The sequence below is a fragment of the Streptomyces sp. NPDC001848 genome (assembly GCF_042891915.1).
Lineage (GTDB): Bacteria > Actinomycetota > Actinomycetes > Streptomycetales > Streptomycetaceae > Streptomyces.
The window spans coordinates 76,521-100,209 of the sequence record NZ_JBIATP010000018.1; the positions used below are offsets into that span (position 1 = coordinate 76,521).

General features: G+C 71.1%; 24 protein-coding genes and 1 riboswitch. Of the genes, 17 read left to right on the forward strand and 7 right to left on the reverse strand.

Annotated elements, in window-relative coordinates:
- Positions 1 to 4: 4 nt before the first annotated feature.
- The 6 genes from ACFYZJ_RS31655 to ACFYZJ_RS31680 all read left to right on the forward strand — a co-directional run bounded on the left by ACFYZJ_RS31655 (position 5) and on the right by ACFYZJ_RS31680 (position 6,853).
- Positions 5 to 1,102: an ABC transporter ATP-binding protein gene (locus ACFYZJ_RS31655; RefSeq protein ID WP_388573658.1), complete on the forward strand. Its 1,098-nt coding sequence runs from the start codon at positions 5 to 7 to the stop codon at positions 1,100 to 1,102.
- Positions 1,103 to 1,150: 48 nt separating this feature from the next.
- On the forward strand, positions 1,151 to 2,617 hold the full coding sequence (locus ACFYZJ_RS31660; protein ID WP_388573660.1) for an HAD-IA family hydrolase: 1,467 nt from the start codon (positions 1,151 to 1,153) through the stop codon (positions 2,615 to 2,617).
- Positions 2,618 to 2,722: 105 nt separating this feature from the next.
- Positions 2,723 to 3,337: a DUF1326 domain-containing protein gene (locus tag ACFYZJ_RS31665; protein WP_388573662.1), complete on the forward strand. Its 615-nt coding sequence runs from the start codon at positions 2,723 to 2,725 to the stop codon at positions 3,335 to 3,337.
- Entirely contained in the window at positions 3,325 to 4,092 is a 768-nt protein-coding gene (locus ACFYZJ_RS31670; protein ID WP_388573664.1) for a DUF2182 domain-containing protein, read from the forward strand. Before ACFYZJ_RS31665 ends, ACFYZJ_RS31670 begins: the two co-directional genes overlap by 13 nt.
- A gap of 216 nt (positions 4,093 to 4,308) precedes the next feature.
- Positions 4,309 to 5,097: a carbon-nitrogen hydrolase family protein gene (locus tag ACFYZJ_RS31675; protein ID WP_388573666.1), complete on the forward strand. Its 789-nt coding sequence runs from the start codon at positions 4,309 to 4,311 to the stop codon at positions 5,095 to 5,097.
- 58 nt (positions 5,098 to 5,155) lie between these two features.
- Positions 5,156 to 6,853 (forward strand): flavin monoamine oxidase family protein, encoded by a 1,698-nt coding sequence (locus ACFYZJ_RS31680; RefSeq protein ID WP_388573668.1) that lies wholly within the window; start codon positions 5,156 to 5,158, stop codon positions 6,851 to 6,853.
- 16 nt (positions 6,854 to 6,869) lie between these two features.
- Here ACFYZJ_RS31680 and ACFYZJ_RS31685 read toward each other — a convergent pair whose 3' ends face one another.
- Together ACFYZJ_RS31685 and ACFYZJ_RS31690 are read right to left on the reverse strand one after the other, a co-directional pair.
- A complete protein-coding gene (locus ACFYZJ_RS31685; RefSeq protein ID WP_388573670.1) occupies positions 6,870 to 7,799 on the reverse strand; it encodes an LLM class F420-dependent oxidoreductase in 930 nt (309 codons plus the stop codon).
- Positions 7,800 to 7,887: 88 nt separating this feature from the next.
- Positions 7,888 to 8,562 (reverse strand): DUF5995 family protein, encoded by a 675-nt coding sequence (locus tag ACFYZJ_RS31690; RefSeq protein WP_388573672.1) that lies wholly within the window; start codon positions 8,560 to 8,562, stop codon positions 7,888 to 7,890.
- A gap of 179 nt (positions 8,563 to 8,741) precedes the next feature.
- Here ACFYZJ_RS31690 and ACFYZJ_RS31695 point away from each other — a divergent pair, with 179 nt between their 5' ends.
- Positions 8,742 to 9,863 carry a glycoside hydrolase family 6 protein gene (locus ACFYZJ_RS31695; protein ID WP_388573802.1) on the forward strand — a complete coding sequence of 374 codons (1,122 nt, stop codon included), beginning with the start codon at positions 8,742 to 8,744 and terminating at the stop codon, positions 9,861 to 9,863.
- On the opposite strand, the gene ACFYZJ_RS31700 is transcribed toward ACFYZJ_RS31695, so the two are convergent.
- Positions 9,845 to 11,260, reverse strand: a complete 1,416-nt coding sequence (locus ACFYZJ_RS31700) for a uracil-xanthine permease family protein (protein WP_388573674.1) — start codon at positions 11,258 to 11,260, stop codon at positions 9,845 to 9,847. The genes ACFYZJ_RS31695 and ACFYZJ_RS31700 overlap by 19 nt on opposite strands.
- Before the next feature lie 195 nt (positions 11,261 to 11,455).
- Here ACFYZJ_RS31700 and ACFYZJ_RS31705 point away from each other — a divergent pair, with 195 nt between their 5' ends.
- The gene (locus tag ACFYZJ_RS31705) at positions 11,456 to 11,914 is read left to right on the forward strand and encodes an acyl-CoA thioesterase (RefSeq protein ID WP_388573676.1); all 459 of its coding nucleotides are present in this window, start codon (positions 11,456 to 11,458) and stop codon (positions 11,912 to 11,914) included.
- Positions 11,915 to 12,197: 283 nt separating this feature from the next.
- On the opposite strand, the gene ACFYZJ_RS31710 is transcribed toward ACFYZJ_RS31705, so the two are convergent.
- The 3 genes from ACFYZJ_RS31710 to ACFYZJ_RS31720 all read right to left on the reverse strand — a co-directional run bounded on the left by ACFYZJ_RS31710 (position 12,198) and on the right by ACFYZJ_RS31720 (position 13,795).
- On the reverse strand, positions 12,198 to 12,731 hold the full coding sequence (locus ACFYZJ_RS31710) for a group II truncated hemoglobin (protein ID WP_388573678.1): 534 nt from the start codon (positions 12,729 to 12,731) through the stop codon (positions 12,198 to 12,200).
- Positions 12,728 to 13,063, reverse strand: a complete 336-nt coding sequence (locus ACFYZJ_RS31715; RefSeq protein WP_388573680.1) for a putative quinol monooxygenase — start codon at positions 13,061 to 13,063, stop codon at positions 12,728 to 12,730. Before ACFYZJ_RS31715 ends, ACFYZJ_RS31710 begins: the two co-directional genes overlap by 4 nt.
- A 108-nt stretch (positions 13,064 to 13,171) precedes the next feature.
- A complete protein-coding gene (locus tag ACFYZJ_RS31720; protein WP_388573682.1) occupies positions 13,172 to 13,795 on the reverse strand; it encodes a hypothetical protein in 624 nt (207 codons plus the stop codon).
- A 303-nt stretch (positions 13,796 to 14,098) separates the two neighbouring features.
- Here ACFYZJ_RS31720 and ACFYZJ_RS31725 point away from each other — a divergent pair, with 303 nt between their 5' ends.
- Positions 14,099 to 14,884 (forward strand): TMEM175 family protein, encoded by a 786-nt coding sequence (locus ACFYZJ_RS31725; RefSeq protein WP_388573684.1) that lies wholly within the window; start codon positions 14,099 to 14,101, stop codon positions 14,882 to 14,884.
- A gap of 798 nt (positions 14,885 to 15,682) precedes the next feature.
- Here ACFYZJ_RS31725 and ACFYZJ_RS31730 read toward each other — a convergent pair.
- On the reverse strand, positions 15,683 to 16,960 hold the full coding sequence (locus ACFYZJ_RS31730; protein WP_388573686.1) for an MFS transporter: 1,278 nt from the start codon (positions 16,958 to 16,960) through the stop codon (positions 15,683 to 15,685).
- 134 nt (positions 16,961 to 17,094) lie between these two features.
- Here ACFYZJ_RS31730 and ACFYZJ_RS31735 point away from each other — a divergent pair, with 134 nt between their 5' ends.
- The 8 genes from ACFYZJ_RS31735 (at position 17,095) to ACFYZJ_RS31770 (ending at position 23,627) form a co-directional block, all read left to right on the forward strand.
- The gene (locus ACFYZJ_RS31735) at positions 17,095 to 18,318 is read left to right on the forward strand and encodes an ROK family transcriptional regulator (RefSeq protein ID WP_388573688.1); all 1,224 of its coding nucleotides are present in this window, start codon (positions 17,095 to 17,097) and stop codon (positions 18,316 to 18,318) included.
- Between the two features lie 301 nt (positions 18,319 to 18,619).
- Positions 18,620 to 18,750: riboswitch (FMN riboswitch) on the forward strand.
- A gap of 148 nt (positions 18,751 to 18,898) precedes the next feature.
- Positions 18,899 to 19,501 (forward strand): riboflavin synthase, encoded by a 603-nt coding sequence (locus ACFYZJ_RS31740; protein WP_388573690.1) that lies wholly within the window; start codon positions 18,899 to 18,901, stop codon positions 19,499 to 19,501.
- Positions 19,498 to 20,142: a nicotinamide riboside transporter PnuC gene (locus tag ACFYZJ_RS31745; protein WP_388573692.1), complete on the forward strand. Its 645-nt coding sequence runs from the start codon at positions 19,498 to 19,500 to the stop codon at positions 20,140 to 20,142. Before ACFYZJ_RS31740 ends, ACFYZJ_RS31745 begins: the two co-directional genes overlap by 4 nt.
- On the forward strand, positions 20,139 to 21,431 hold the full coding sequence (locus tag ACFYZJ_RS31750) for a bifunctional 3,4-dihydroxy-2-butanone-4-phosphate synthase/GTP cyclohydrolase II (RefSeq protein ID WP_388573694.1): 1,293 nt from the start codon (positions 20,139 to 20,141) through the stop codon (positions 21,429 to 21,431). The genes ACFYZJ_RS31745 and ACFYZJ_RS31750 overlap by 4 nt, the downstream gene beginning before the upstream one ends.
- Positions 21,432 to 21,451: 20 nt before the next feature.
- Positions 21,452 to 21,937, forward strand: coding sequence for a 6,7-dimethyl-8-ribityllumazine synthase (gene ribH / locus ACFYZJ_RS31755; RefSeq protein ID WP_388573696.1), 486 nt, complete (start codon positions 21,452 to 21,454; stop codon positions 21,935 to 21,937).
- 34 nt (positions 21,938 to 21,971) lie between these two features.
- Positions 21,972 to 22,244, forward strand: a complete 273-nt coding sequence (locus ACFYZJ_RS31760) for a phosphoribosyl-ATP diphosphatase (RefSeq protein ID WP_023552153.1) — start codon at positions 21,972 to 21,974, stop codon at positions 22,242 to 22,244.
- A 64-nt stretch (positions 22,245 to 22,308) separates the two neighbouring features.
- Positions 22,309 to 23,157 (forward strand): ATP phosphoribosyltransferase, encoded by an 849-nt coding sequence (gene hisG, locus ACFYZJ_RS31765; protein WP_388573699.1) that lies wholly within the window; start codon positions 22,309 to 22,311, stop codon positions 23,155 to 23,157.
- Positions 23,158 to 23,171: 14 nt separating this feature from the next.
- Positions 23,172 to 23,627 (forward strand): PH domain-containing protein, encoded by a 456-nt coding sequence (locus ACFYZJ_RS31770; RefSeq protein ID WP_388573701.1) that lies wholly within the window; start codon positions 23,172 to 23,174, stop codon positions 23,625 to 23,627.
- The last annotated feature ends 62 nt before the right edge of the window (positions 23,628 to 23,689 follow it).

The window sequence follows — 23,689 nt, forward strand, 5'->3', positions numbered from 1 at the left end:
CCTCATGACGCTCGACACGACCGAGCCTCCGACGCTCGACAAGGCCGCGACCACGCGCGAAAAGGCCGCAACCGTCGAATTCCACGGTCTGCGCCGCGAGTTCGGTCCGACGGTCGCCCTCGACGGACTCGACCTCACCGTACGGCCCGGCGAACTGCTCGCCCTGCTCGGCCCGTCCGGCTGCGGCAAGACCACCGCGCTGCGCATGCTCGCCGGGTTCGAGCACCCCGACTCCGGTGCCGTGCTGGTCGACGGGGAGGACGTCACCCATGTCCCGGCCCACCGCCGCGACGCCGGGATGGTCTTCCAGTCCTACAGCCTCTTCCCGCACCTGACCGCCCTCGACAACGTGGCGTTCGGGCTGCGCATGCGCAAGGTGCGCACCGCGCAGCGGCGTGCCCGCGCGGCCGAACTGCTCGACCTGGTCGGCCTCGGCGACAAGGGCGAACGCTTTCCGCACCAGCTCTCGGGCGGCCAGCAGCAGCGCGTTGCACTGGCCCGCGCACTCGCCCTGCGCCCGCGCGTACTGCTGCTCGACGAGCCGCTGTCCGCCCTCGACGCCAAGGTGCGACTGACCCTGCGCGAGGAGATCCGCCGCCTCCAGCAGGAACTCGGCATCACCACCCTCTTCGTCACGCACGACCAGGAGGAAGCACTGTCCATGGCGGACCGGGTAGCGGTGATGCGGGCCGGGAAGCTCGAACAGTGCGCCGCCCCCGGCGAGTTGTACGGCCGCCCGGCCACCGCCTTCGTCGCCGAGTTCGTCGGCACGATGAGCCGCGTCCCGGGTCGGCTCTCCTCCGGCACGGTCGAAGTGCTCGGGCGGCGACTGCCCGTCGACGGCGAGGCTCCGGCCGCGACCGACGTCGACGTTCTGGTGCGGCCGGAGGCGGTCGGGGTGACCGTCGACGGCAAGGGTGAGGCGCGCGTGGTCGCGACCGCCTTCCTCGGTGCCACGATCCGGCTGACCGTCCGTCTCGCCGACGGCACCGAAGTGAAGGCCGACCTGCCGGCCCACGAGGCCGGCGCGCTGACCGCGGGCACCGCTGTGACGGTGACGCTGCCCGACCGTCCGGTGCTGGTCGCCGAGCGCGCCCACTGACTCACCGAGCACCGAACACCCGCAAACTCCCACAGGAAAGAGAGAACCGTGACCCGACTCCCGCTCCAGGCCGTCCTGTTCGACATGGACGGCACGCTCGTCGACACCGAGCGGCTCTGGTGGGAGGCGGTGGAGCAGGTCGCGGCCGGACTCGGCCGGTCGCTCGGCGGTGACGACCGGCCGGAGGTGCTCGGCCGTCCGGTGGAGCACACGGCCGACTGGCTGGCCGGGCTCACCGGCGCCCCGGCGGTGGACGTGGCCGCCGACCTGCACCGTGAGTTCGCCGACCGGGTCCGCGGCGGCGTCGTGCCCCGCCCGGGCGCGCTCGACCTGCTCGACGCCCTCGCCCGCGACGGCATCCCCACCGCGCTGGTGACCGCCTCCCCGCGGGCGATCGCCGACACCGTCCTCGACGTGCTGGGTCCCGCCCGGTTCGCGGTCTCCGTCACCGCCGACGACACCGAGCGCACCAAGCCCGCGCCCGACCCGTACCTGGCCGCGTGCCGTGCGCTCGGAGTCGACCCCCGCGGTTGCGTGGCCGTGGAGGACACCCCGACGGGCGTCGCCTCCGCCGAGGCGGCCGGGTGCGTGGTGCTCGCCGTACCGTCGCTCGCGCCGATCGAGGCGGCCCCCGGGCGAACCGTGCTGGCCAGCCTGGAGGAGGTGACGGCCGAGCGGCTGCGGTCCCTGCCGGCGTACGAACTGCGCGTGATGACCTGGAACCTCTGGCTCGGCGGAAGCATGGTCGACGATCACCGGGCCAAGCAGCTCAAGGCCGTCCTGGAGACCGGGGCCGACGTCGTGGGTCTGCAGGAGACGGGCGGCACCGCGGCCCAGGAGCTGGCCGAGGCGCTCGGCTGGTACCACCACCGGGCGGGCGAGAACCTCGGCGTCATCAGCCGCCACCCGATCACGGCTCGCTTCGGGGATCCCGACGTGGGCTTCTACGGGGCGGCGGGCGTCCGCATCCGCCTCGGCCAGGGGTGCGAGGTCGACGTCTGGACGGCGCACTTGGACTACACGCCGTACGGGCCCTACGAGTCCGCCTTCGACGGCCTCGCGGCGGAAGAGCTGATCGCCCACGAGGGGGTGCGGCTGGCACAGATGCGGGACGCACTGCGGACGATCGAGGAGTCGGCGGACAGCGGTGTTCCGGTCGTGCTCGTCGGCGACTTCAACTGCCCCTCGCACCTCGATTGGCCCGACGTCGCCTGGCCGGTGACCAAGGCGGCCGAGGAGGCGGGCCTCAGCGACTCCTACCGCGAGGCACATCCCGACCCGGTCCGCGACCCGGGCCACACCTGGTCCCCGATCCACCCCGTGCACGAGGACGGCAGCGGGCGCCCCGAACCGCAGGACCGGATCGACTACGTGCTGCACCGGGGGCTCACGGTCCTGGACTCCCGCACGGTCGTCACCGGCACTCCGCGCCCGTGGCCGGACGTCACCGGCAACGAATGGCCGTCGGACCACGCGGCGGTCCTCACCACCTTCGCCGTGCCGCGGTCCGCCTGACCCGAGCGGACCCGGGCCGCCGTCACCGCCCCACTGGCCACCTCCTGCCGGTCGCCGCCGCCGGGGCTAGGCTGGAGAGGACGGCCGGACCAGGGAGGTGGGACCATGCCCTGGAACCTGAACGGGACCTACCTGGAAAGCTGCAACTGCGACGTGGTGTGCCCGTGCACCACGTCGGGCCTGACGGCGCCGGCCGACCACGAGCGGTGCCAGGTGACGTTCGCCTTCCACGTCGAGCGCGGGCAGGTCGACGGAGTGGACGTGTCCGGCCGCAGCGTCGCCGTCTTCGTCGACGCGCCCCGGGTGATGGCCGACGGCGGCTGGCAGGTGGCGCTGTATGTCGACGAGTCGGCCGACGACGGCCAAGCCGAGGCTCTGGGCAGGGTGTTCTCCGGACAGGTGGGCGGCCCGATGGCGGCACTCGTCCCCCTCGTCGGGGAGTTTCTCGGCGTCGAGCGTGTCCCCATCGCCTACCGCGACGACGGCCGGCGCCACTCGGCGCGGGTGGCCGACGCGATCGACATCGAAGTCGAGGACCAGGTCGCTCCGCAGTTCGGCGAGGACGGACCGGTGATGCGGCTGACCGGCATGTTCCACCCGGCGAACAGCACGTTGACGATCGCCCGGTCCACCCGGGCCGTGGGCGACGACGTGTACGGTCGGTCGTGGGACTTCACCGGCGGCAACGGGCACACGGCGCCCTTCGCATGGTCCGCCTGACGGCCGTGCCCGCCGCTGCGCGGCGCGGCCTGCGCCCCGCCGGGCTGCTCCTGCTCGCTGCGGCCGGTGCTTGGGCATGGATCGTGGGCCGCTGGCGCGCCATGGGGGCGATGCCCGGCACGATGGGACTGGATCTGGTCGCCTTCCTGCCCGTGTGGACGGTGATGACGGTCGCGATGATGCTGCCGGCGACGGCCCCCGTCGGCGCCCTGTACGGGCGGACCCTCCGCGCGCACCGGACTGCGCGCACGATCACGTTCACTGTCGGCTATCTGCTGGTGTGGGCTCTCGCCGGGTTGCCCGCCTACGCGCTGGCGGCGGTCACCGGCCGGGCGGCGGGCGCGCAGGCGTCCACCGCCACCGCGGTCGCCGCCGCCGTCTTCGCGGTCAACGGCGTCTACCAGCTGACCCCTGTCAAGGACCGCTGCCTGGCCAGATGCCGCTCGCCGATCGGGCTCATGCTCCGCTACACGGCACACCCGGGGCCGGCCCGCGATCTGCGCGCCGGAGCGCACCACGGTGCCTTCTGCCTGGGCTGCTGCTGGTCGCTCATGGCGCTGCTGGCGGTGTTCGGCATGATGAGCCTGTGGGCCATGGTGGCCCTGGCCGCGATCCTGACCACTGAGAAACTCGCTCCGGCAGGTCCTTGGGTGGCCAAAGGCGTGGGGATCGCCTCCATCGCCCTGGCCGTCGCAGTCGTCTGGGTCCCGGAGCTGGCCCCCGCACTGGTCGGCAGCCGTATGAGGGCGAGCTGACCCGGCCCCGAGGCCCCGCACAGGTGGGTCGGAACCGGCCATACGGGCTGCGGCAGCAGGGCGTCCGGTACTGCGCAACGAATCGCCGCCCCACCCCCGGCGGACGCAACGAATCGCTCACCGGCGCGCAACGGCTCCTTCTTGTCGGGCCCAAGGCCCCGACCGTACCGTCTAAGCGACCCCCTGACCCCCATCCGTACCGGTGGAGAAACCCGCATGCGCACCGCCCTGCTGCAGAGCTCCGGACGTCCCGGATCGGTCGGCGAGAACCTCAAGGTCCTCGACCAGGCCGCGGGGCGTGCCGCCGCCGCGGGCGCGGGGCTGCTGGTCGCGCCGGAGATGTTCCTCACCGGGTACGCGATCGGCGATGACATCGGCCGGCTCGCCGAGCCCGCCGACGGCGACTCGGCGGACGCGATCGCCGAGATCTCCTCCCGGCACGGTCTCGCGGTCGCCTACGGCTACCCGGAGCGGGACGGCGAGACCGTCTTCAACTCCGCCCAGCTGATCTCCGCCGACGGCACCCGCCTCGCGAACTACCGCAAGACCCACTTGTTCGGCTGCTTCGAACGCGACCACTTCACCCCGGGCGACCAGCCGGTCGTCCAGGCGGAACTCCACGGTCTGCGCGTCGGCATCATGATCTGCTACGACGTCGAGTTCCCGGAGAACGTCCGCGCCCACGCCCTGGCCGGCACCGACCTCCTCGTGGTGCCCACGGCGCAGATGCATCCGTTCCAGTTCGTCGCCGAGTCCCTCGTCCCGGTGCGGGCCTTCGAGAACCAGATGTACGTCGCCTACGTCAACCGGGTCGGCCAGGAAGGCGAGTTCGAGTTCGTCGGGCTCTCCACCCTGGCGGGTCCGGACGGGATCGCCCGGGCCCGGGCCGGCCGCGTCGAGGAGCTGGTCCTCGCCGACGTCGACCCCCTCCACCTCGCCGCCTCCCGCGAGGCGAACCCGTACCTGAAGGACCGCCGCCCCGGCCTGTACGGGTCCCTGGTCTGACACCCCTCAGCCTTCCGAGCCTCCCCCGAGTTCTTTCCGCGCAAGGAGTCCGTACCCCATGACGTCCACGGTGCCCAACGCCGTCGAGCACGCAGACGAGCAGCAGCCGCCGATCACCATGTTCGGCCCGGACTTCCCGTACGCGTACGACGACTTCCTCGCCCACCCGGCGGGCCTCGGCCAGATACCCGCGATCGAGCACGGCACCGAGGTCGCCGTCATCGGCGGCGGCCTGTCCGGCATCGTCGCCGCGTACGAGCTGATGAAGATGGGCCTCAAGCCCGTCGTGTACGAGGCTGATCAGATCGGCGGGCGGCTGCGGACGGTGGGCTTCGACGGGTGCGACCCGTCGCTGACCGCCGAGATGGGCGCCATGCGCTTCCCGCCGTCCTCGACGGCCCTGCAGCACTACATCGACCTGGTGGGCCTGGAGACGAGGCCGTTCCCCAACCCGCTCGCCGAGGCCACCCCGTCGACCGTCGTCGATCTCAAGGGCGAGTCGCACTACGCCGAGACGATCGACGACCTGCCGCAGGTCTACCGTGACGTCGCGGCCGCCTGGAACCGGTGCCTGGAGGAGGGCGCCGACTTCTCCGACATGAACCGCGCCATGCGCGAGCGTGACGTCAAGCGCATCCGTGAGATCTGGTCGAAGCTGGTCGAGAAGCTCGACAACCAGACCTTCTACGGCTTCCTCTGCGACTCCGAGGCATTCAAGTCCTTCCGGCACCGCGAGATCTTCGGCCAGGTCGGCTTCGGCACCGGCGGCTGGGACACCGACTTCCCGAACTCCATCCTGGAGATCCTGCGGGTCGTCTACACCGAGGCCGACGACCACCACCGCGGCATCGTCGGCGGTTCCCAGCAGCTGCCGCTGCGTCTGTGGGAGCGCGGGCCGGAGAAGATCGTGCACTGGCCGCACGGGACCTCCCTGAAGTCCCTGCACGTCAACGGCGAGCCTCGCCCCGCCGTGACGCGGCTGCACCGCTCCGCGGGCAACCGGATCACGGTGACGGACGCGAACGGCGACATCCGCACCTACCGGGCGGCGATCTTCACCGCCCAGTCCTGGATGCTCCTGTCCAAGATCCAGTGCGATGACGCGCTCTTCCCGATCGACCACTGGACGGCCATCGAGCGCACCCACTACATGGAGTCCAGCAAGCTCTTCGTGCCCGTCGACCGGCCGTTCTGGCTCGACAAGGACGAGGAGACGGGCCGCGACGTCATGTCGATGACCCTGACCGACCGGATGACCCGTGGGACGTACCTGCTCGACAACGGCCCGGACAAGCCCGCCGTCATCTGCCTGTCGTACACCTGGTGCGACGACAGCCTGAAGTGGCTGCCGCTGTCCGCGAACGAGCGGATGGAGGTCATGCTGAAGTCGCTCGGCGAGATCTACCCGAAGGTCGACATCAGGAAGCACATCATCGGCAACCCCGTCACGGTCTCCTGGGAGAACGAGCCTTACTTCATGGGCGCTTTCAAGGCCAACCTGCCCGGCCACTACCGCTACCAGCGGCGCCTGTTCACGCACTTCATGCAGGACCGGCTGCCCGCCGACAAGCGGGGCATCTTCCTCGCCGGCGACGACATCTCCTGGACGGCCGGCTGGGCCGAGGGCGCCGTGCAGACCGCGCTCAACGCCGTGTGGGGCGTCATGCACCACCTCGGCGGCGCGACCGACCCGGCCAACCCCGGCCCCGGTGACCTCTACGACGAGATCGCACCCGTCGAACTCCCCGAGGACTGAGCCCTCCCGAGGGCGGTCACACCCCGGCCGCCCTCGCCTTCTCGTACACCTCCGCGGCGACGTCCTTGAGCTCCTGGGCGTCCCGAGGGGTGGCCTGGAGGTCGAGGAGGATCTCCTCCAGACCGATCGACGCATGCGCGACCAGGTCCTCGACGATCTGGTCCGCGTTGCCCTGGAAGGGGCGGCGGTCGGCGCCTTCGTAGGCCTTGGCCTGGTACGCCGCGTTCGCCCGCAGGACCGTCTGCAAGGGCTCCGGGCGGCCGCGCTCGCTCGCCAGATCCTGCAGTTCCTGCCACTGCGTGGCGATCCGCTCCACGCCCATGCCCACCGGCAGCCAGCCGTCGGCGTGGTCGACGAGCCGGGTCAGGGCCTTCCTGTTGCTTGCCGCGAGCAGGATCGGGATCGGCCGCGCGGGCTTGGGGCCGACCACCGCGGACGTGATCTTCGTGATCCGGCCCTCGTAGCGCACCGGATCCGGGCCCCACACCGCCCGGCACACGTCGATCACCTCGTCCAGCACCTGGCCGCGCTCCTCGATCGGGCGGATGCCCGCGGCCGCGTACTCGTCGAGCGACCAGCCGGTGCCGAAGCCGGCGATCACCCGGCCGCCGCTCGCCGCGTCCAGCGAGGCCAGGGCCTTGGCCAGCTGGAACGGCTGGTGCAGGGGGGCGACCAGCACGCTCGAGCCGAGCCGGGCCCGCTCGGTGGCCGCCGCGGCCAGGGTGAGGGTGACCAGCGGGTCGGCCACGTTGCGGTACGAGTCCGGCCAGGGCAGGCCCTCGATGCCGTAGAGCCCCTGACCGGCGGGCTCCGGATACAGGGCCCGCTCGTACACCCAGAGGCTCTCGTAACCGATCTGCTCGGCGGTGCGTGCCACGTCGGGAACGTCCGTGCCGATGTGATACTGCCGGTTCTGCGGAAGGCCGAGTCCCAGCCGAGTCGCCATGCCTGTGCTCCTTCGCAAAGGGGGTCTGCGCGGATCAACGTACAGAGATCTCAAGGAAGTTCCCGGCCCGACAGACGGGGACGTCGGATCAGTGCGGCAGTGGCGTGAGCAGCATCCGGCTCGCGAATCCCACCGCCGCGTCGAGGCGCCGTTCGAACTCCTCGGCGACGTCCGGCAGTTCGCGCAGCGCCCACAGGGCCCGGGCCGCCGACCAGGCGGCCTCGCGTGCCCGCTCCAGGCTCCAGGCGCCGATCAGATGGGTGAGCGGATCGGCGATCTCAAGCAGGTCGGGACCGGGCATGAGGTCTTCGCGGATGCGCTCCTCCAACGCGACGAGGACGTCACCCGCGCGCTCGAACTCGTCCTCGAGATCAGCCGGTTCGCAGCCGAGCGTACGACAGGCGTCCACGACGGCGAGCGCCAGGTCGTGCCCGATGTGCGCATTGATGCCCGCCAGGGCGAACTGCAGCGGTCGTACGCCGGGATGGCGCCGCATCTGGAACAGCGGCCGCCAGCAGGCCGGGACCGATGTCCCTTCGGCCGCGGACAGGTACCGCTCGGCGAACCGCACGTCCAGCGTGATCGCCTGCCGTCGATCGGCGAAGTACCCGGCGTCCAGGCGCCGGTCGATCTCCTCGGTGACGGCGAGGTACACCCGGTTGAAGACCGCGACGCCGTCGTCTTCCGGCCACGTCTCGCCGAGCGCGCGCATACGAGTGACGACCGTGTCCACTTCCGTCGTGAACTGCTCCAACCGCACCATGAGGGCAGAGTTCCAGCCCTAGGCTGACCGGAGCAGCAACGGCCCGCGGGCTTCCCCGGAACGGGGGACGGCACCGCTGGGCCATGAGGGGGACGGGGGAGTGGTAGGTGTCGGGCTTACGTGTCCGGCGGCTGGCCGAGCGCCGGGCCGCCCGCGGGCGCGCCGTGCGGCGTGCCGCCATGGTCGCGGCTGCCTCGATGGTGGTCGCGGTGGGCTCCGCGGCGGGGATGATGTCCGCGTTCGACGACGGCCGGGGGAGCGACCGGGCCGGGCCCGCCATGACCCGCCGGGCCGTCGTGCGGCCGCTGCCCGTCCCGCCGTCGACGCCTGCCGAACCGCCCGCGGCGTCCGTGACACCGAGCCCCACTCGGCCTTCGTCCGCCGCTCCCAGCCCCGCGCCCGCCACGTCCACCCGTAAGCCGACGACCGAGCCGGCGCCCGCGCGGCTCTACCGTCACCCCGACGCGCAGGTGCTCGACTGGATCGCGGCCCACCCCGACGACCCCCGGCGGGCCGTCATCGCCTCCCGCATCGCCGACCGTCCCACCGCCGTCTGGTTCGCCGACCCCTCACCGTCGACGATCACCGCGCGGGTGCGGGCCGTCACCTCGGACGCGGCCACCGAGGGTCGCGTCCCGGTCCTGGTGCCGTACGCCATCCCGGACCGCGACTGCGGCGGGGCCTCGCGGGGCGGTGCCCCCGATCTCGCCGCGTACGACGCCTGGATCGACGCCTTCGCGGCCGGACTCGGTTCGGGCGAGGTCATCGTCATCCTGGAACCCGACTCGGTCGCCCAGTCCGACTGCCTCACCGAGGGGCAGCAGGCCGACCGCTTCGCCTCGCTCGCCCGCGCCGGCCGCGTCCTGAAGGCGGCGGACCGCCGGGCGCGGGTCTACTACGACGGCGGCCACTCCGGCTGGAACCCGGCGACCAAGCAGGCCTCGCTCCTCGACCAGGCGGGCGCCGGCTCGCCCGAGGGATCCGACGGCATCTTCACCAACGTGTCCAACTTCCAGCGCACCACCGACGAGATCGCCTACGCCCGCCGGGTGCTGGCCGACCTCGGGGGCCCGGCGAGCCTGGGCGCCGTCATCGACACCAGTCGCAACGGCAACGGCGCCCCGGCCGACGGTCAGTGGTGCGACCCGGCCGGCCGCAGGATCGGCCAGGCCCCGACGCTGACCACGGGACAGGCTCGGATCGACGCCTATCTGTGGGTGAAGCCGCCGGGCGAGTCGGACGGCTGCAAGGGGACGGCCGGGGTGTTCTCGCCGTCGTACGCCTATGACTTGGCCCGGTGAGCCACGACGTCGGCCTCCGCGTCGGCCTCCTCGTCGTAGGAGGACGTGCCCGAGTCCAGCAGCGGCTCCTGCGTCTTGAGGTGGGCGGGGGCGAGCACCCGCAGCGCGTGGTAGCCGGTGATGACGACCAGCGTGCCCAGCGCGATGCCGCTCAGCGAGAAGTGGTCGGTGAACTTCATGGTGACGTTGCCGACACCGATGACGATGCCCGCCGCGGCCGGCACCAGGTTGAGCGGATTGCGCAGGTCCACCTTGGCGTGGAGCCAGATCTGCGCGCCGAGCAGACCGATCATGCCGTACAGGATGACGGTGATGCCGCCGAGCACCCCGCCGGGGATCGCGGCCACGACCGCGCCGAACTTGGGGCAGATCCCGAACAGGAGGGCGAATCCGGCGGCGGCCCAGTAGGCGGCGGTGGAGTAGACGCGGGTGGCGGCCATCACGCCGATGTTCTCGGAGTACGTCGTGTTGGGCGGGCCGCCGACCGCGGTGGAGAGCATCGAGGCGACACCGTCGGCGGAGATCGCCGTGCCCAGCCCGTCGTCCAGCGGATCGCCGGTCATCTCGCCGACCGCCTTGACGTGCCCGGCGTTCTCCGCTACCAGGGCGATCACCACGGGCAGGGCGACCAGGATCGCGGACCAGTGGAAGGACGGTCCGTGGAAGTGGGGCAGGCCGATCCAGTCCGCCTTGCCGACGCCCGACAGGTCGAGGCGCCAGTGGTCGGTGAGCCTGCCGCTCGCGTCCACCGAGTGGATCTTCCCGAAGACCCGGTCGAACAACCAGGAGATCCCGTATCCGAACACCAGTCCGAGGAAGATGGCGATCCGGGACCAGAAACCACGCAGGCAGACCACGGCCAGCCCGGTGAACAGCATCACCAGCAACGCGGTCCACTGGTCCTGCGGCCAGTACGTCGACGCGGTCACCGGCGCCAGGTTGAAGCCGATCAGCATCACCACCGCGCCGGTCACGATCGGCGGCATCGCCGCATGGATGATCCGCGCCCCGAACCGCTGGACCGCGAGGCCGACGAGGAACAGCACGATGCCCACGACGAACACCGCGCCGGTCACGGTGGCACTGGTGCCGCCCTGCGCCCGGATCACCGCGGCGACCCCCACGAAGGACAGGGAACAGCCGAGGTAGCTCGGTATCCGGCCGCGCGTCGCCAGCAGGAAGATCGCGGTGGCGACACCGGACATCATGATCGCCAGGTTGGGGTCCAGGCCCATGAGCACGGGCGCCACGAACGACGCACCGAACATGGCGACGACGTGCTGCGCGCCGAGCCCCACCGTGCGGGGCCAGGAGAGGCGTTCGTCGGGACGGACGACCGCCCCGGGCGCGGGCGTGCGCCCGTCACCGTGCAGTTTCCAGCGCACGCCGAGATCCATGGTGGTGCTTCGCTTTCTTGCTCCGTGGACAACCGTCCGAACCATTGTCCAAGGCGCCGGGCGGTCCCGGGTCCACAGGAGCCCCAGCGGAGCGCCATCCCCCGCGATCACCGGCTGAGCGATCGCTTACCATGGGTGGGTCCCGCGCCGCGGCGTCGCGAGCGCCTCACCAGGTCCTGTCGAGGAGCCCCGCCCGTGACCGTCGAAGCCCAGGCCGTGTCCGCCCTGTCGTACGGCCGGCTGATCCCCGTCACCGTCCACTTCGACGATCTCGACGCTCTCGGACTGCTCCACAACGCCCGCTACCCGGTCATGGTCGAGCGCGCCTGGTCCACCCTGTGGCAGGAGCGCGGCTTCCGCTTCGAGGGTGACTGGGAGGCGGCGGGCGACTTCTGCAACGCCGTCAAGGAGCTGCGGATCAGCTACGAGGCTCCGGTCACCAAGCCGGGCGCGTACGCCGTGCACCTGTGGCTGGAGCGGCTCGGGAACACCGGGCTCACCTACGGGTTCCGGTTCTGCTCCGCCGACGGGGCGGAGACCTATGCGCACGGCACCAGGGTCCTCGTACGGCTCGACGCGACCACGCTGCGGCCCACGTCGTGGAGCGAGCGGTTCAGGGCGGCGGGCCGTGAACTGCTGCGCTCGGCGGACTGAGGAGCTCATCGACAGGCTGCACCTCGTGCACGATGAGTGGGCTGCGCCACGCCGGCCGGGCGGCCCCCGGCGCCGCGTGACCGGCAGTGCCCGTCACCAACATCCCGTCCTCATGCCGGACGCCGCAACCGCCCACGGCGTACCGGAGTGCAGCGGCCACATCGGCAAGGTCCTCCTCGTCACGCCGGGCTGAGCGGCGTCCTGGCGGACGGACCGAGCCGGGTGACTCGAGCAGTGGATGCTCGAGTCACCCGGCTCAGCCGTCGGACGGGCGCCCCGTCACTCAGCCATTCGGCTGCCACGGCGGGGTCTGGCCCCATTTCCAGACCGGTACGTCCGCCGCCTCCACCGGGGGCGGGTTCTTGCCCGAGTACATGACGGCCATGCGTGTGCCCCACTCGATGTAGTAGAGGAACACGGCACGGAACTCGGGGTCGGTCGGCAGGCCGACCTCGTCGGCCGTGTCCTGCAGGAGGGTCACCCAGCGGCGGCGCTGTTCCTCGGTGATGCCGCGGCCCAGGTGCTGGGTGGCCATGTGCGGGTGGCCGCCGCGGTCGGCGGTGTAGTCCTTGGGGCCGCCGAAGACCTCGCCGAGCCACTTCGCGACATGCTGCGGATGCTTCTCGTCCATGCCGGCGAAGACCGGTGCGAGGACGGAGTCCTCGCGGACATGACCGTAGAAGACCTCGGTCAGACGGTTGAGCGCTTCGCCGCCGCCCATCCACTCGTAGATCGTGGGCGTGCCCGGCTTGTCCGGGGCGTGCTTCGCGTCCACCACCGGCTGCGCGGCGGCCTGCTCGACGGGCTGTTCGCTCACTGCCGCCCCTGTCCGGCCGCCTTGCCCGTGCCGACGACGTCGGTGGTGAGGTAGTGCTGCATCTCCTCGATCGATGACACGTACGGCCGGATCGCGCTGAAGAACGCGGGGAAGTGCTCCCCCTTGCGGAAGCCCTGGAGGTGGTCCTCGACGGACGTCCAGCGGATCCGCAGGATGTACCGGTCGGCCTCCTCCTGGCAGTGTGACAGTTCGTAGTCGATGCACTCCGGTGCCGCTGCCAGCGCCTGGGCGGCCTTGGTGTACGCGCCTTCGAAGGCCTTCTGGTCGTCTAACGCGATCCGGTAACGGATGTACTCGACGGTCGTGGCCACGTTGTGAGTCTCCTTGTCGTCGGGTCGTCGAGAAGCAAGCTTGCTCGGTTTGTCGTTGCCCGTCAGGCGGACCGGGCGGTCGCCCGGAGACCTCCTGGCAAGCAGCCGTCAGCCGCCCGGCTCCGAGGGCGCCGTGTTCCCCGGGCTTTCGGTGCCGTCGGTGCCTTCCGGCTCCTCGGGCCCGCCGTCCCGTCCGTGGTCCTCGTCCGCGGCGGCGTCCGGCCCCCGGGCCCGCACGCGCCGCACCTGCTCCAGCGAGTCCCGCAGCTCGGTCAGCCAATCGTCCGTGTGGCGTTGGACGAGCCGCACGCACCAGGCGAGCGCGTCGCTGCGGCTGCGGGCCACGCCGCCCGCGATCAGGGTGTCCAGCACCTGACGCTCGTTCTGCCGCAGCCGCGTCATCACGGGCGCCGCGACATGGGTGAACAACGCCCGCTTCCCGTCGCACTCCACGCCCCAGGAGACCTTCTTCCGGAACCGGTGCTCGGCCTCGCGTGCCACGGCCATCCGTTCCTCGCGGGTGCGCTGCCGGAACTCCTGGACCCGCCCCTGGACGGCCGCGTCCTGCTCGGCGGCCGACGCGGAGTCGGCGAGCCGGGGTGCCGGGATGCGGCCGATGACGGTGATCTCCTCACGGTCCACCGTCACCTCCACCAGGCTCTCGAAGAGGTCCTCCGGCAGTCGGCCGGCGAACCAACCGCGGGCCCTCTCTTGCTCTTCGGTTGTAATCATGTAATTGACGTTACTCCCATGCGTCGACCCAGCCCAGCGGAAAACGGCAGCGCGGGGCGAAACCCAGCAGACTTCCAGGGCGGCACCGGCCCGCCGGCCCATCGACCGGTACCGGTGGATCTGCGAGATCGCCTTTGCTCCAGCGCGCGGTCATGAACCTGAACGGTGAGCCGGAGCACGCCTTCGGCACCCTCGTCGTAGATGGCTGAACCTGGCGGCAGACGGCCGGATTCGGTGGTTGACTCGATTAACCGGGCCTGACGGCTGGTCGGATCCGGCGGGCGAACCGCAGGTTCTCCGGTAGTGTGCGCGGAGAGGCCCGGTCGGGCCTCTCCGCGTATCCAGGTGAATCTGTTGGAAACCCGGGGGAAGAGCGTGGAACAGGAAACCGGTCGGGTCGAGGCGTTCAGTGACGGCGTTTTCGCGATCGTCATCACCATTCTCGTCCTGGAGATCAAGGTTCCGGACGACAAGGGATCGCATCTTTGGGAAGGGCTCGCGGAACAGTGGCCGCATTATGCGGCGTACGTCGTGAGCTTTCTTGTGATCGGCGTCATGTGGGTGAACCACCACACCATTTTCGGTCAGCTGAAAAAGGTGAACCGGCCTCTGCTTTTCCTGAATCTGGTGGTGCTGATGGTGGTCTCGTTGATCCCGTGGACCACCGCGGTGCTCGCCGAGCACCTTGAGGACCCCCGGTCGGCCGAGGTTGCGGCCATCCTCTACAGCGCCTGGACCGTGGTGTACGCCGTGGCCTTCCTGGGCTTCTGGTGGTACATCACACACGTCGGGTACCTCTTCCACGATCGCGTCGACCGTGACGGGGCCCGGGCCACCCGGCTGCGTTTCGGGCTGGGCAGCATCGCCTACCCCGTGGCCCTGCTGATCTCCTTCTTCTCGGCTCCGCTCGCCCTGGTGGCGCACGGTGTCATCGCCCTCTACTACGCGGCGAACCAGATCCCCATTCCGGTGACCAACGACGGGGAGGACGGGGACATCGGTTCCGCCGGGGGAGAAGGGGCTGATGGGACCGCCGGTGTCGAGGGCGAGGCTCCGGGCCGGACCGCCGCGTCCACTGCGGCTTCCTGATTCCCGCCAGGTTTCCGGCCGCCGTGCGCCCCGCCGGTTTTCGGCCATCGCGCCGAATGTCTTCGGACACATCCGGGTGATACGCCCCGGTCATGACAGGTCTAGGCAGGCCCGCCGTGTTCGGCGAACATCGGGAATTGAGTCCGGGAATTGAGTCCCGCGTCGTCCGCCGTCCCGGCCTGTAGTCGAGTTTTCACTTTCTTCGGGGTGACGCACCGGACAAGGGTATGACCTCAGGAAGTCGGTCCGGCTACGCCCCGATAAACTCCGAAAGAGAAATCTCCGCGCTCCCGGACGTGGGCCCGGGTTTATTTGAACGGTCTTGTGTCGACCTCCGGAAGGAAGACCATCCGGAACATCGCCGGGGTGGACGCCCGTTCCGTGGAGCTCGTGGAGGCCCACCCGGGACTGGGCGCGGGGATGCTGCTGCTCGACGTGGCCATGCAGTCGGACCAGGTCGCCAACCAGGCCCGCATCTTCGCCCTGAGCCCGCAGACCCGCGCACGTCTGAACACCGCCTACATGACCTGCGCGTTCCTGGGCGGCAGCGCCGGTTCTTGGCTGGGAGTCCGCGCCTACTCCGCCTTCGCTGGAACGGAGTCTGTGGCCTGGTCGTCATCCTGGCCGCACTCGCCCTGCCCCGGCACGTGCTGCGGAGTCGTGACGTCGCACCCACGGAAGCACCGGCGCAGGTGCCCGCCGGAAAGGACGATGTGCCCGCCGCACGCTGAACCGCGGCCTCCGCACCGCCCGCCAGTGCCGGGGGTGCCGATCCGCAGCGGGGGACGCAGGCCTCCCTCAGTCGCTTCGGCGATCCGGTCCCGGACGCTGGGCTTCGGGCAGGGAACAGAACGGTTTCTCCCCCGCTGGCACACGCCCCAAAGGTGCGGCGTCGGCAGCTGTCGCACCCCGCGGGCGGTCGCGGTCACCCGCCCGAAGCACGCCCGCGAACCCCGCGAGCCCGCACGCCAGCACGGTCACCAGGCCGAACGAGACCACCAGGCTCGTGGCCTGGGCCAGCGTGCCGATCGCGCCGGGCGCGACCAGGCCCGAGGTATAGGTGATGGTGGCCACGCCCGCGATGGCCTGGCTCGGGTTGGGGCCGCTGCGGCCCGCCGCCGCGAAGCACAGTGGCACGACGACCGCGATGCCCAGACCCATCAGCGCGAACCCGCCCATGGCGAGCGCCGCATCGTTCGCGACGACGATGAGCAGCCCGCCCAGCGTGGCGAGGACGCCGCCGACCCGCACGGTGCGCACCGCCCCGTAGCGGTCCACCACCTTGTCGCCCGCGATCCGCGCGAGCGCCATGGTGAGCGTGAAACCGGTGGTGCAGGCGGCGGCCAGACCGGCGGAACTGTCCAGCTGATCGCGCAGATAAACCGCCGACCAGTCGAGGCTCGCGCCCTCGGCGAACACCGCGCAGAAGCCGACCGCGCCGATGAGCAGCGCCGACCTGGGCGGCAGCGCGAACCGGGGCGGCGGCTCCTCGTCCTCGGCGGGCTGCAGGTCGAGCACCCAGGTGCAGGCGACGAGACCCAGCACGGTCAGCACCGCGGCGGCCAGGGCGTGGTGCAGCCGGGCGTCCGAGCCGAGGTGCGCGGCGAGCGTGCCGGCCGCCGAGCCGATCAGGGCGCCCGCGCTCCACAGGCCGTGCAGTCCGGACATGATCGACCTGCCGAGGCGGTTCTCCACCTCCACGCCGAGCGCGTTCATCGCGACGTCCGCCATGCCGGCCGAGGCCCCGTAGGCGAACAGCGCCGCGCACAGCGTGGGCAGGTTGGGCGACAGGGACGGCAGGACCAGTGACAGCGTCCAGAGCGCGATCAGCCCGCGCAGCGCCGTACGGGCGCCGAAGCGGTGGCTGATCCGGCCCGCGAGCGGCATCGCCACGGACGCGCCGAGCGCCGGGAACGCCAGCGCGATGCCGAGCTGGCCCGCGCTGACGTGCGCGTGGTCCTGGATCCAGGGCACACGGGTGGCGAACGAGCCGGTGACGGCGCCGTGCACGGCGAACACCGCAGCCACGGCGTACCGGGCGCGCCGCACCTCGAGTTGCCGACTCGCTTCGCTCATCTCGCTCATTCTCGGCCCCTCCCAGGCTGTGTCCTCCCCGCGCGCCGACGTAAACTATCAGGAACCCTGCCTGATAGATAGGGACCCGAGGCCGCCCCCGAGCGGAGCGGTGGCCGATCTGGAAGGATCCCGGCATGCCCGCATCCCCGAGCACCGCCCGGGCCATCAACGACCGGCTCGCCCTGCGCCTGCTGCAGCAGGAAGGCCCTTTGACGGCAGGGCAGTTGAAGCAGCTGACCGGACTGTCCCGGCCCACGGTCGCCGACCTCGTCGAACGGCTCGCGGCCGCCGGGCTGATCGCGGTGGTGGGGGAGTCGGGCGAGCAGCGACGCGGTCCGAACGCGCGGCTGTACGGGATCGTCGCCGACCGTGCCCACCTCGCGGCCCTGGACGTGCGCACCGAGAGCGTTTCCGTCCTGGTGTCGGATCTGCTGGGCGGGGTGCTCGCCGAGGCGTCCGTGCCGATCGGCGGCGACACCGGCACCGGGCCGGCGGTCGAGCAGGCGGTGCTGCTGGTGGAGCGGGCCGCGAAGGAGGCCGGTGCCGACCGGCTGCACACGGTCGGGGTCGGGGCGCCCGGGCTCATCGACCCCGCCACCGGTGAACTCCGCGACTCCGCTGGGCTGCCGGAGTGGCACCGCCGCCTGGTCGCCGCGCTCCAAAAGCGGCTGCCCGCCCGGGTGATCGTGGAGAACGAGACCAACCTGGCGGCGCTGGCCGAGCAGCGCGAGGGGGTGGCCCGGGACCGTGACACCTTCGTCCTGCTGTGGTTGGGCCATGGCACGGGCGCGGCGGTGGTCCTGGACGGTGCGCTGCGCCGTGGCGCCTCGGGCGGCACGGGGGAGATCGGCTTCCTGCCGGTCCCGGGCACCCGCACCCTGCCGTCGGCCACGGACTGCGAGGGGGGATTCCACTCGCTGGCGGGTGCGGCGGCGATCGTCGAACTGGCGGCAGAGCACGGGTTGCCGGCGGGGCGGGCCGCGCCCGAGCTGCCGGCGGCGGTCCTGGTGCGGGGCGCGGTCGCGGCCCTCAAGCCGGGCGGCACGAGCGGGGCGGCGCACGCGGCCCGGGCCGCGCGGGCGGACCGCTTTCTCGACGCCCTCGCCGAGCGGCTCGCCATCGGTGCCGCCTCCGTCGCCGCCATCCTCGACCCCGGCTGTGTCGTGCTCGGCGGTGAGGTCGGGCAGGCGGGCGGGGGCGCCCTCGCCCAGCGCGTCGCGGAGCGTCTGGTCCGTGTGTCACCGCTGGCCACCGAGGTGCGCGCGAGCACCCTGGGCGGCGGCGCGGTCCTGCGGGGAGCGCTGCTGACGGCACGGGACGGAGCGCAGGAGGAGCTGTTCACACCGCCGGAGCGATAGGGCGATGCGGCCAGGTGGAGGCCCGGCGGCGGGCAAGGGCCTTCGTCACCGCCGCCGGGCCGTTCAAGGGCGACGCGCCGCGCCGCGATCGCCGACCCTAGGAGGAGTGGATCACACCCGTCAATAGGTATGGACCAATCCCGAAGTGCCGGTCGGTGGACGCCGGTTGGTCTCCGCTGTGGCTGGTCCGCCCCGGCGTCCGTCGCCGGAGGTGTCCAACATGTGAACATGTGAGGCACCACACAGCAGTTCACTCGATTGGCCAGCCGTCAGTCGTGGCACACTGAGCCTGTACCAGAAGCAGCGCACTCCGGGGTCGGTGAAAGTCCGAACCGGCGGTTATAGTCCGCGACCCGGTCGCTTCCAGCGATCGGTTGACCAGGTGGAATTCCTGGACCGACGGTTAAAGTCCGGATGGGAGGCAGTGCGCGGCGGGCGGGCATGCGTGCGCGCCGCCGTCTCGGCTCGTCCATGTGGACGGGGCCGGCCCGGCGTCGCCCCCGGTGTCCTCGCTCGTGTCTGCTGTCGTCATCGACAGGCCCCGGAGTCCGTGCCCGAACGAGGCAGGAGGACCCGGGAAGTGTTCACCGGAATCGTCGAAGAGCTGGGTGAGGTCACCGCCGTCGAGAACCTCGGCGACTCCTCCCGCTTCCGGGTCCGTGGACCCGTCGTCACCCAAGGCGCCCGTCACGGCGACTCCATCGCGGTCAACGGCGTCTGTCTCACCGTCGTGGAGCACGAGGGCGACGAGTTCACCGCCGACGTCATGGCGGAAACCCTGAACCGCTCCAGCCTCGGCGCCCTCACGGCCGGCTCCCGCGTCAACCTCGAACGCCCCACCGCCGTCGGCACCCGTCTCGGCGGCCACATCGTGCAGGGCCATGTCGACGGCACCGGCACGGTCCTGGAGCGCAAGCCCTCCGAGCACTGGGAGATCGTGAAGATCTCGCTCCCGGCGGACCTGTCCCGCTACGTCGTGGAGAAGGGCTCCATCACGGTGGACGGCATCAGCCTCACCGTCGTCGACGCCGGAGGCGACCACTTCTCCGTGAGCCTCATCCCGACCACCCTCGCGCTGACGACCCTCGGCCTCAAGCAGCCCGGCGACCCGGTCAACCTCGAGGTCGACATCATCGCCAAGTACGTGGAGAGCCTGCTCGCCGGTCAGGGGGCCACCAAGTGAACTGGCTGAACTCCGAGGCGTTCACGCTGCTCGGCCAGCACATCAAGTGGTCCGACATGATCGGCAACGTGATCGGTCTGCTCGGCCTCGCCTTCGGCTGGCGGCGCTCCATATGGAGCTGGCCGGTGCAGTTCCTGTCGGGCCTGATCCTCTTCGCGGCCTTCGCCACGGCCCACCTGTCCGGCAGCGCCGGCAAGCAGGTCGTCGTCATGGTCGTCGCCGTCTACGGCTGGTGGCAGTGGAACCGCGGCAAGGGCCAGGCGGCGGACGGCCACATCGCACCGCGCTTCGCCACCTGGCGGGAACGCGGCGTCCTGGTCGGCGCCGCGGCCGCGGGCACCCTCGCCGTCGCCGGACTGTTCACCGCCTACCCGGCGCTGTCGTGGGACCCGTGGCCGGACGCGTACATCTTCGTCGGCACGATCGTCGCCATGTACGCCCAGGCACGCGGCATGGTCGAGTTCTGGTTCGCCTGGCTGCTCGTCGACGCCGTCGGCGTCCCGCTGAACTTCGCCAACGGCTTCGCCTTCTCCGGATTCGTCTACGTCATCTACGGCGCGCTCGTCCTGTGGGGCATGCGCGACTGGTGGCTGCGCTCCCGCAGGGCCGCGCGGCCCGTCCTGGAAGGAGCCGCCGCATGAGCACGGCGCCGATCCTGTACAGCACGGACGACATCGAGGACTTCGCGCTCGACCCGGTCGAGCAGGCCATAGCCGACATCGCGGCCGGCCGCCCGATCGTGGTCGTCGACGACGAGGACCGCGAGAACGAGGGCGACCTCGTGATCGCGGCCGAGAAGGTCACCCCCGAGATCGTCGCCTTCATGATGAGCGAGTGCCGCGGCCTGATCTGCGCCCCCATGGAGGGCGAGGAACTGGACCGGCTGGGGCTCCCCCAGATGGTCGACGACAACACGGAGTCCATGAAGACCGCCTTCACGGTCTCCGTCGACGCCTCCGCCGCCCACGGCGTGACCACCGGTATCTCCGCCTCCGACCGCGCCACCACGCTCCAGCTGCTGGCGAGCGGCACGGCGGAGCCCTCAGACTTCGTCCGCCCCGGCCATGTCTTCCCGCTGCGTGCCAAGCCCGGCGGAGTGCTGGTCCGCAACGGCCACACCGAGGCCGCCGTCGACCTCGCCCGGCTCGCCGGGCTGCGCCCGGCCGGCGCCATCGTGGAGATCGCCGGCGAGGACGGCCACATGCTGCGGCTGCCCGAGCTGATCCCGTTCGCCCGCAAGCACGGCCTGACGATCATCTCCATCGAGGACCTGATCGCTTACCGCCGCGCCTCGGACGAACCGACCGTCCGGCGCGAGGCCGAGGTCCGGCTGCCCACCGCCCACGGCACCTTCACGGCGTACGGCTACCGGTCCACCGTCGACGGCGTCGAGCACGTCGCCCTCGTCCACGGCGAGATCGGCGACGGCGAGGACGTCCTGGTCCGCGTCCACTCCGAATGCCTCACCGGCGATGTCTTCGGCTCCGCGCGCTGCGACTGCGGCCCCCAGCTGGAGGCGTCCCTGCAGCGCATCCAGGCCGAGGGCCGCGGAGTGGTGGTCTACCTGCGGGGCCACGAGGGACGCGGTATCGGGCTGATGTCCAAATTGCGGGCGTACGAACTCCAGGAGCGCGGCCGTGACACGCTGGACGCCAACCTGGAGCTGGGCCTTCCCGCCGACGCCCGGGACTACGCCGCCGGCGCCCAGATCCTGAAGGACCTCGGCGTGAGCAGCGTGCGGCTGATGACCAACAACCCGGACAAGACCGACGCCCTGCTGCGGTACGGCCTCGAGGTCACCGCCCGGGAACCGATGCCCGTCCAGGCGGGCGAACACAACCTCCGCTACCTGCGCACCAAGCGGGACCGGATGGGGCACGACCTGCCCTGGCTGGACGCGACCGCCGTGTCCGCCTGCGGCAACCAGTAACAGAGGCACTGAGGAGAGACGTGAGCGGCAAGGGTGCACCGGAGCTGTCCGTACGCAATGTGAGCGACCTCAGGGTCGCCGTCATCGCGGCACAGTGGCACGACAAGGTGATGGACGGTCTGGTGAACGGCGCCCTGCGCGCCCTGCGCGACCTGGGGATCGACGAGCCGACCCTGCTCAGGGTCCCCGGCAGCTTCGAGCTGCCGGTCGCCGCCAAGGTCCTCGCCGGCCGCGGCTACGACGCGATCGTCGCCCTCGGTGTCGTCATCCGCGGCGGCACCCCCCACTTCGACTACGTGTGCCAGGGCGTGACCCAGGGCCTGACCCAGGTCTCCGTCGAGACCGGTGTCCCCGTCGGCTTCGGTGTGCTGACGTGCGACACGGAGGAGCAGGCCCTGGACCGCGCGGGCCTTGAGGGCTCCCACGAGGACAAGGGCCACGAGGCTGTGACCGCGGCGGTGGCGACGGCCGCCACGCTGCGATCGGTATCCGAACCCTGGCACTGAGACACGGCCCTCAGCGCGTAGGGTAAGGACCACCATGTCCAAGAAGACGTTCGAGGAGCTCTTCACCGAGCTCCAGCAGAAGGCCGCCCACGGCGATCCCGCCACCTCCCGCACCGCCGAGCTGGTCGGCAAGGGTGTCCACGCCATCGGCAAGAAGGTCGTCGAAGAGGCCGCCGAGGTCTGGATGGCCGCCGAATACGAGGGCAAGGAGGCGGCCGCCGAGGAGATCTCCCAGCTGCTGTACCACGTCCAGGTGATGATGGTGGCGCGCGGGATCTCCCTGGACGACGTCTACGCCCACCTCTGAGCCGTAAACCGCCGTAAATCGAATACCCGTAGATCCACACGCACGAACGAAGGAAGCCGACCTCATGCTGCGCATCGCCGTCCCCAACAAGGGTTCACTGTCCGGCCCTGCGGCGGAGATGCTGCATGAGGCCGGCTACCAGCAGCGTCGGGAGTCCAAGGAGCTCAGGATCGTCGACCCGGAGAACGAGGTCGAGTTCTTCTACCTCCGCCCCCGCGACATCGCGATCTACGTCTCCTCCGGCCGCCTCGACATCGGCATCACCGGCCGTGACCTGCTCATCGACTCGGGCGCCAACGCCGAGGAGATCCTCCCGCTGGGCTTCGCCCGGTCCACCTTCCGCTACGCCACCAAGCCCGGCACGGCGAACGGCGTGGCGGACCTGAACGGCATGTCGATCGCCACCTCCTACGAGGGCATCGTCGCCAAGCACCTCGCGGACAACGGCATCGACGCCTCCGTCGTCCACCTGGACGGCGCGGTGGAGACCGCCATCCAACTCGGCGTCGCCGAGGTCATCGCGGACGTCGTCGAGACCGGCACCAGCTTGCGCAACGCGGGCCTGGAGGTCATCGGCGAGCCGATCATGAAGTCCGAGGCGATCGTCGTCCGCCGCACCGGCGCCGGCACCGAGGAGCCGAAGGTCCAGCAGTTCCTGCGCCGCCTCCAGGGCGTCCTGGTGGCCCGGACGTACGTGATGATGGACTACGACTGCCGCGTCGAGCAGCTCGAGAAGGCCGTCGCCCTCACCCCGGGCCTGGAGTCCCCGACCGTCTCGCCGCTGCACAACGAGGGCTGGGTCGCCGTACGGGCCATGGTCCCGGCCAAGGAGGCCCAGCGGATCATGGACGACCTGTACGACATCGGCGCCCGCGCCATCCTCACCACGGCCATCCACGCCTGCCGCCTCTGAGGAACCGCGCACCGATGTCCGACCTGCCCACCCTCCCCGTCACCTTCCGGCCGGCCCGTACCCGCGCCGTGCTGCTGACCGGCGGCGTCGCGATACTCGTGGTGATCACCACGGTGGCGCTGCTGCTGGACCCGCTCACCCCAGGGGAACGCCTCAGCTTCATCCTCACGGCGGCCCTCCTCTTCGGAGGGCTGCTCCTGCTCGCCCGGCCCAAGGTCGTCGCCGACGAGAGCGGGGTCACCGTCGTCAACATCGCCAGCAGGCGCCGCCTGGACTGGGCGGAAATCGTCCAGGTCAACCTGCGTCCCGGCGACCCCTGGGTGTTCCTGAACCTCAGCGACGGCACCAGCCTGCCCGCCCTCGGCATCCAGCCGGGCATCGCCAAGACACGCGCCATCGAGGACGCGCGCACCCTCCGGGCGCTCGCCGAGGCCCGCTCCACGGTGTGTCCCGAGCGACATCAGGGCTGACTCGGGGACGTCCACCCTGCCGCACAGGGCGATGTCTTGATTAATCTGGTGGCAGAGGCGCT

What these genes read in the sequence shown, in the direction of transcription:
- ACFYZJ_RS31655 (WP_388573658.1), top strand. Translation starts at nt 5, where the DNA reads ATGACGCTCGACACGACCGAGCCTCCGACGCTCGACAAGGCCGCGACC.
- ACFYZJ_RS31665 (WP_388573662.1), top strand. Translation starts at nt 2,723, where the DNA reads ATGCCCTGGAACCTGAACGGGACCTACCTGGAAAGCTGCAACTGCGAC.
- ACFYZJ_RS31670 (WP_388573664.1), top strand. Translation starts at nt 3,325, where the DNA reads ATGGTCCGCCTGACGGCCGTGCCCGCCGCTGCGCGGCGCGGCCTGCGC.
- ACFYZJ_RS31675 (WP_388573666.1), top strand. Translation starts at nt 4,309, where the DNA reads ATGCGCACCGCCCTGCTGCAGAGCTCCGGACGTCCCGGATCGGTCGGC.
- ACFYZJ_RS31680 (WP_388573668.1), top strand. Translation starts at nt 5,156, where the DNA reads ATGACGTCCACGGTGCCCAACGCCGTCGAGCACGCAGACGAGCAGCAG.
- ACFYZJ_RS31685 (WP_388573670.1), bottom strand. Translation starts at nt 7,799, where the DNA reads ATGGCGACTCGGCTGGGACTCGGCCTTCCGCAGAACCGGCAGTATCAC.
- ACFYZJ_RS31690 (WP_388573672.1), bottom strand. Translation starts at nt 8,562, where the DNA reads ATGGTGCGGTTGGAGCAGTTCACGACGGAAGTGGACACGGTCGTCACT.
- ACFYZJ_RS31695 (WP_388573802.1), top strand. Translation starts at nt 8,742, where the DNA reads ATGGTCGCGGCTGCCTCGATGGTGGTCGCGGTGGGCTCCGCGGCGGGG.
- ACFYZJ_RS31700 (WP_388573674.1), bottom strand. Translation starts at nt 11,260, where the DNA reads ATGGATCTCGGCGTGCGCTGGAAACTGCACGGTGACGGGCGCACGCCC.
- ACFYZJ_RS31720 (WP_388573682.1), bottom strand. Translation starts at nt 13,795, where the DNA reads ATGATTACAACCGAAGAGCAAGAGAGGGCCCGCGGTTGGTTCGCCGGC.
- ACFYZJ_RS31730 (WP_388573686.1), bottom strand. Translation starts at nt 16,960, where the DNA reads ATGAGCGAAGCGAGTCGGCAACTCGAGGTGCGGCGCGCCCGGTACGCC.
- ACFYZJ_RS31735 (WP_388573688.1), top strand. Translation starts at nt 17,095, where the DNA reads ATGCCCGCATCCCCGAGCACCGCCCGGGCCATCAACGACCGGCTCGCC.
- ACFYZJ_RS31750 (WP_388573694.1), top strand. Translation starts at nt 20,139, where the DNA reads ATGAGCACGGCGCCGATCCTGTACAGCACGGACGACATCGAGGACTTC.
- ACFYZJ_RS31760 (WP_023552153.1), top strand. Translation starts at nt 21,972, where the DNA reads ATGTCCAAGAAGACGTTCGAGGAGCTCTTCACCGAGCTCCAGCAGAAG.
- hisG (WP_388573699.1), top strand. Translation starts at nt 22,309, where the DNA reads ATGCTGCGCATCGCCGTCCCCAACAAGGGTTCACTGTCCGGCCCTGCG.
- ACFYZJ_RS31770 (WP_388573701.1), top strand. Translation starts at nt 23,172, where the DNA reads ATGTCCGACCTGCCCACCCTCCCCGTCACCTTCCGGCCGGCCCGTACC.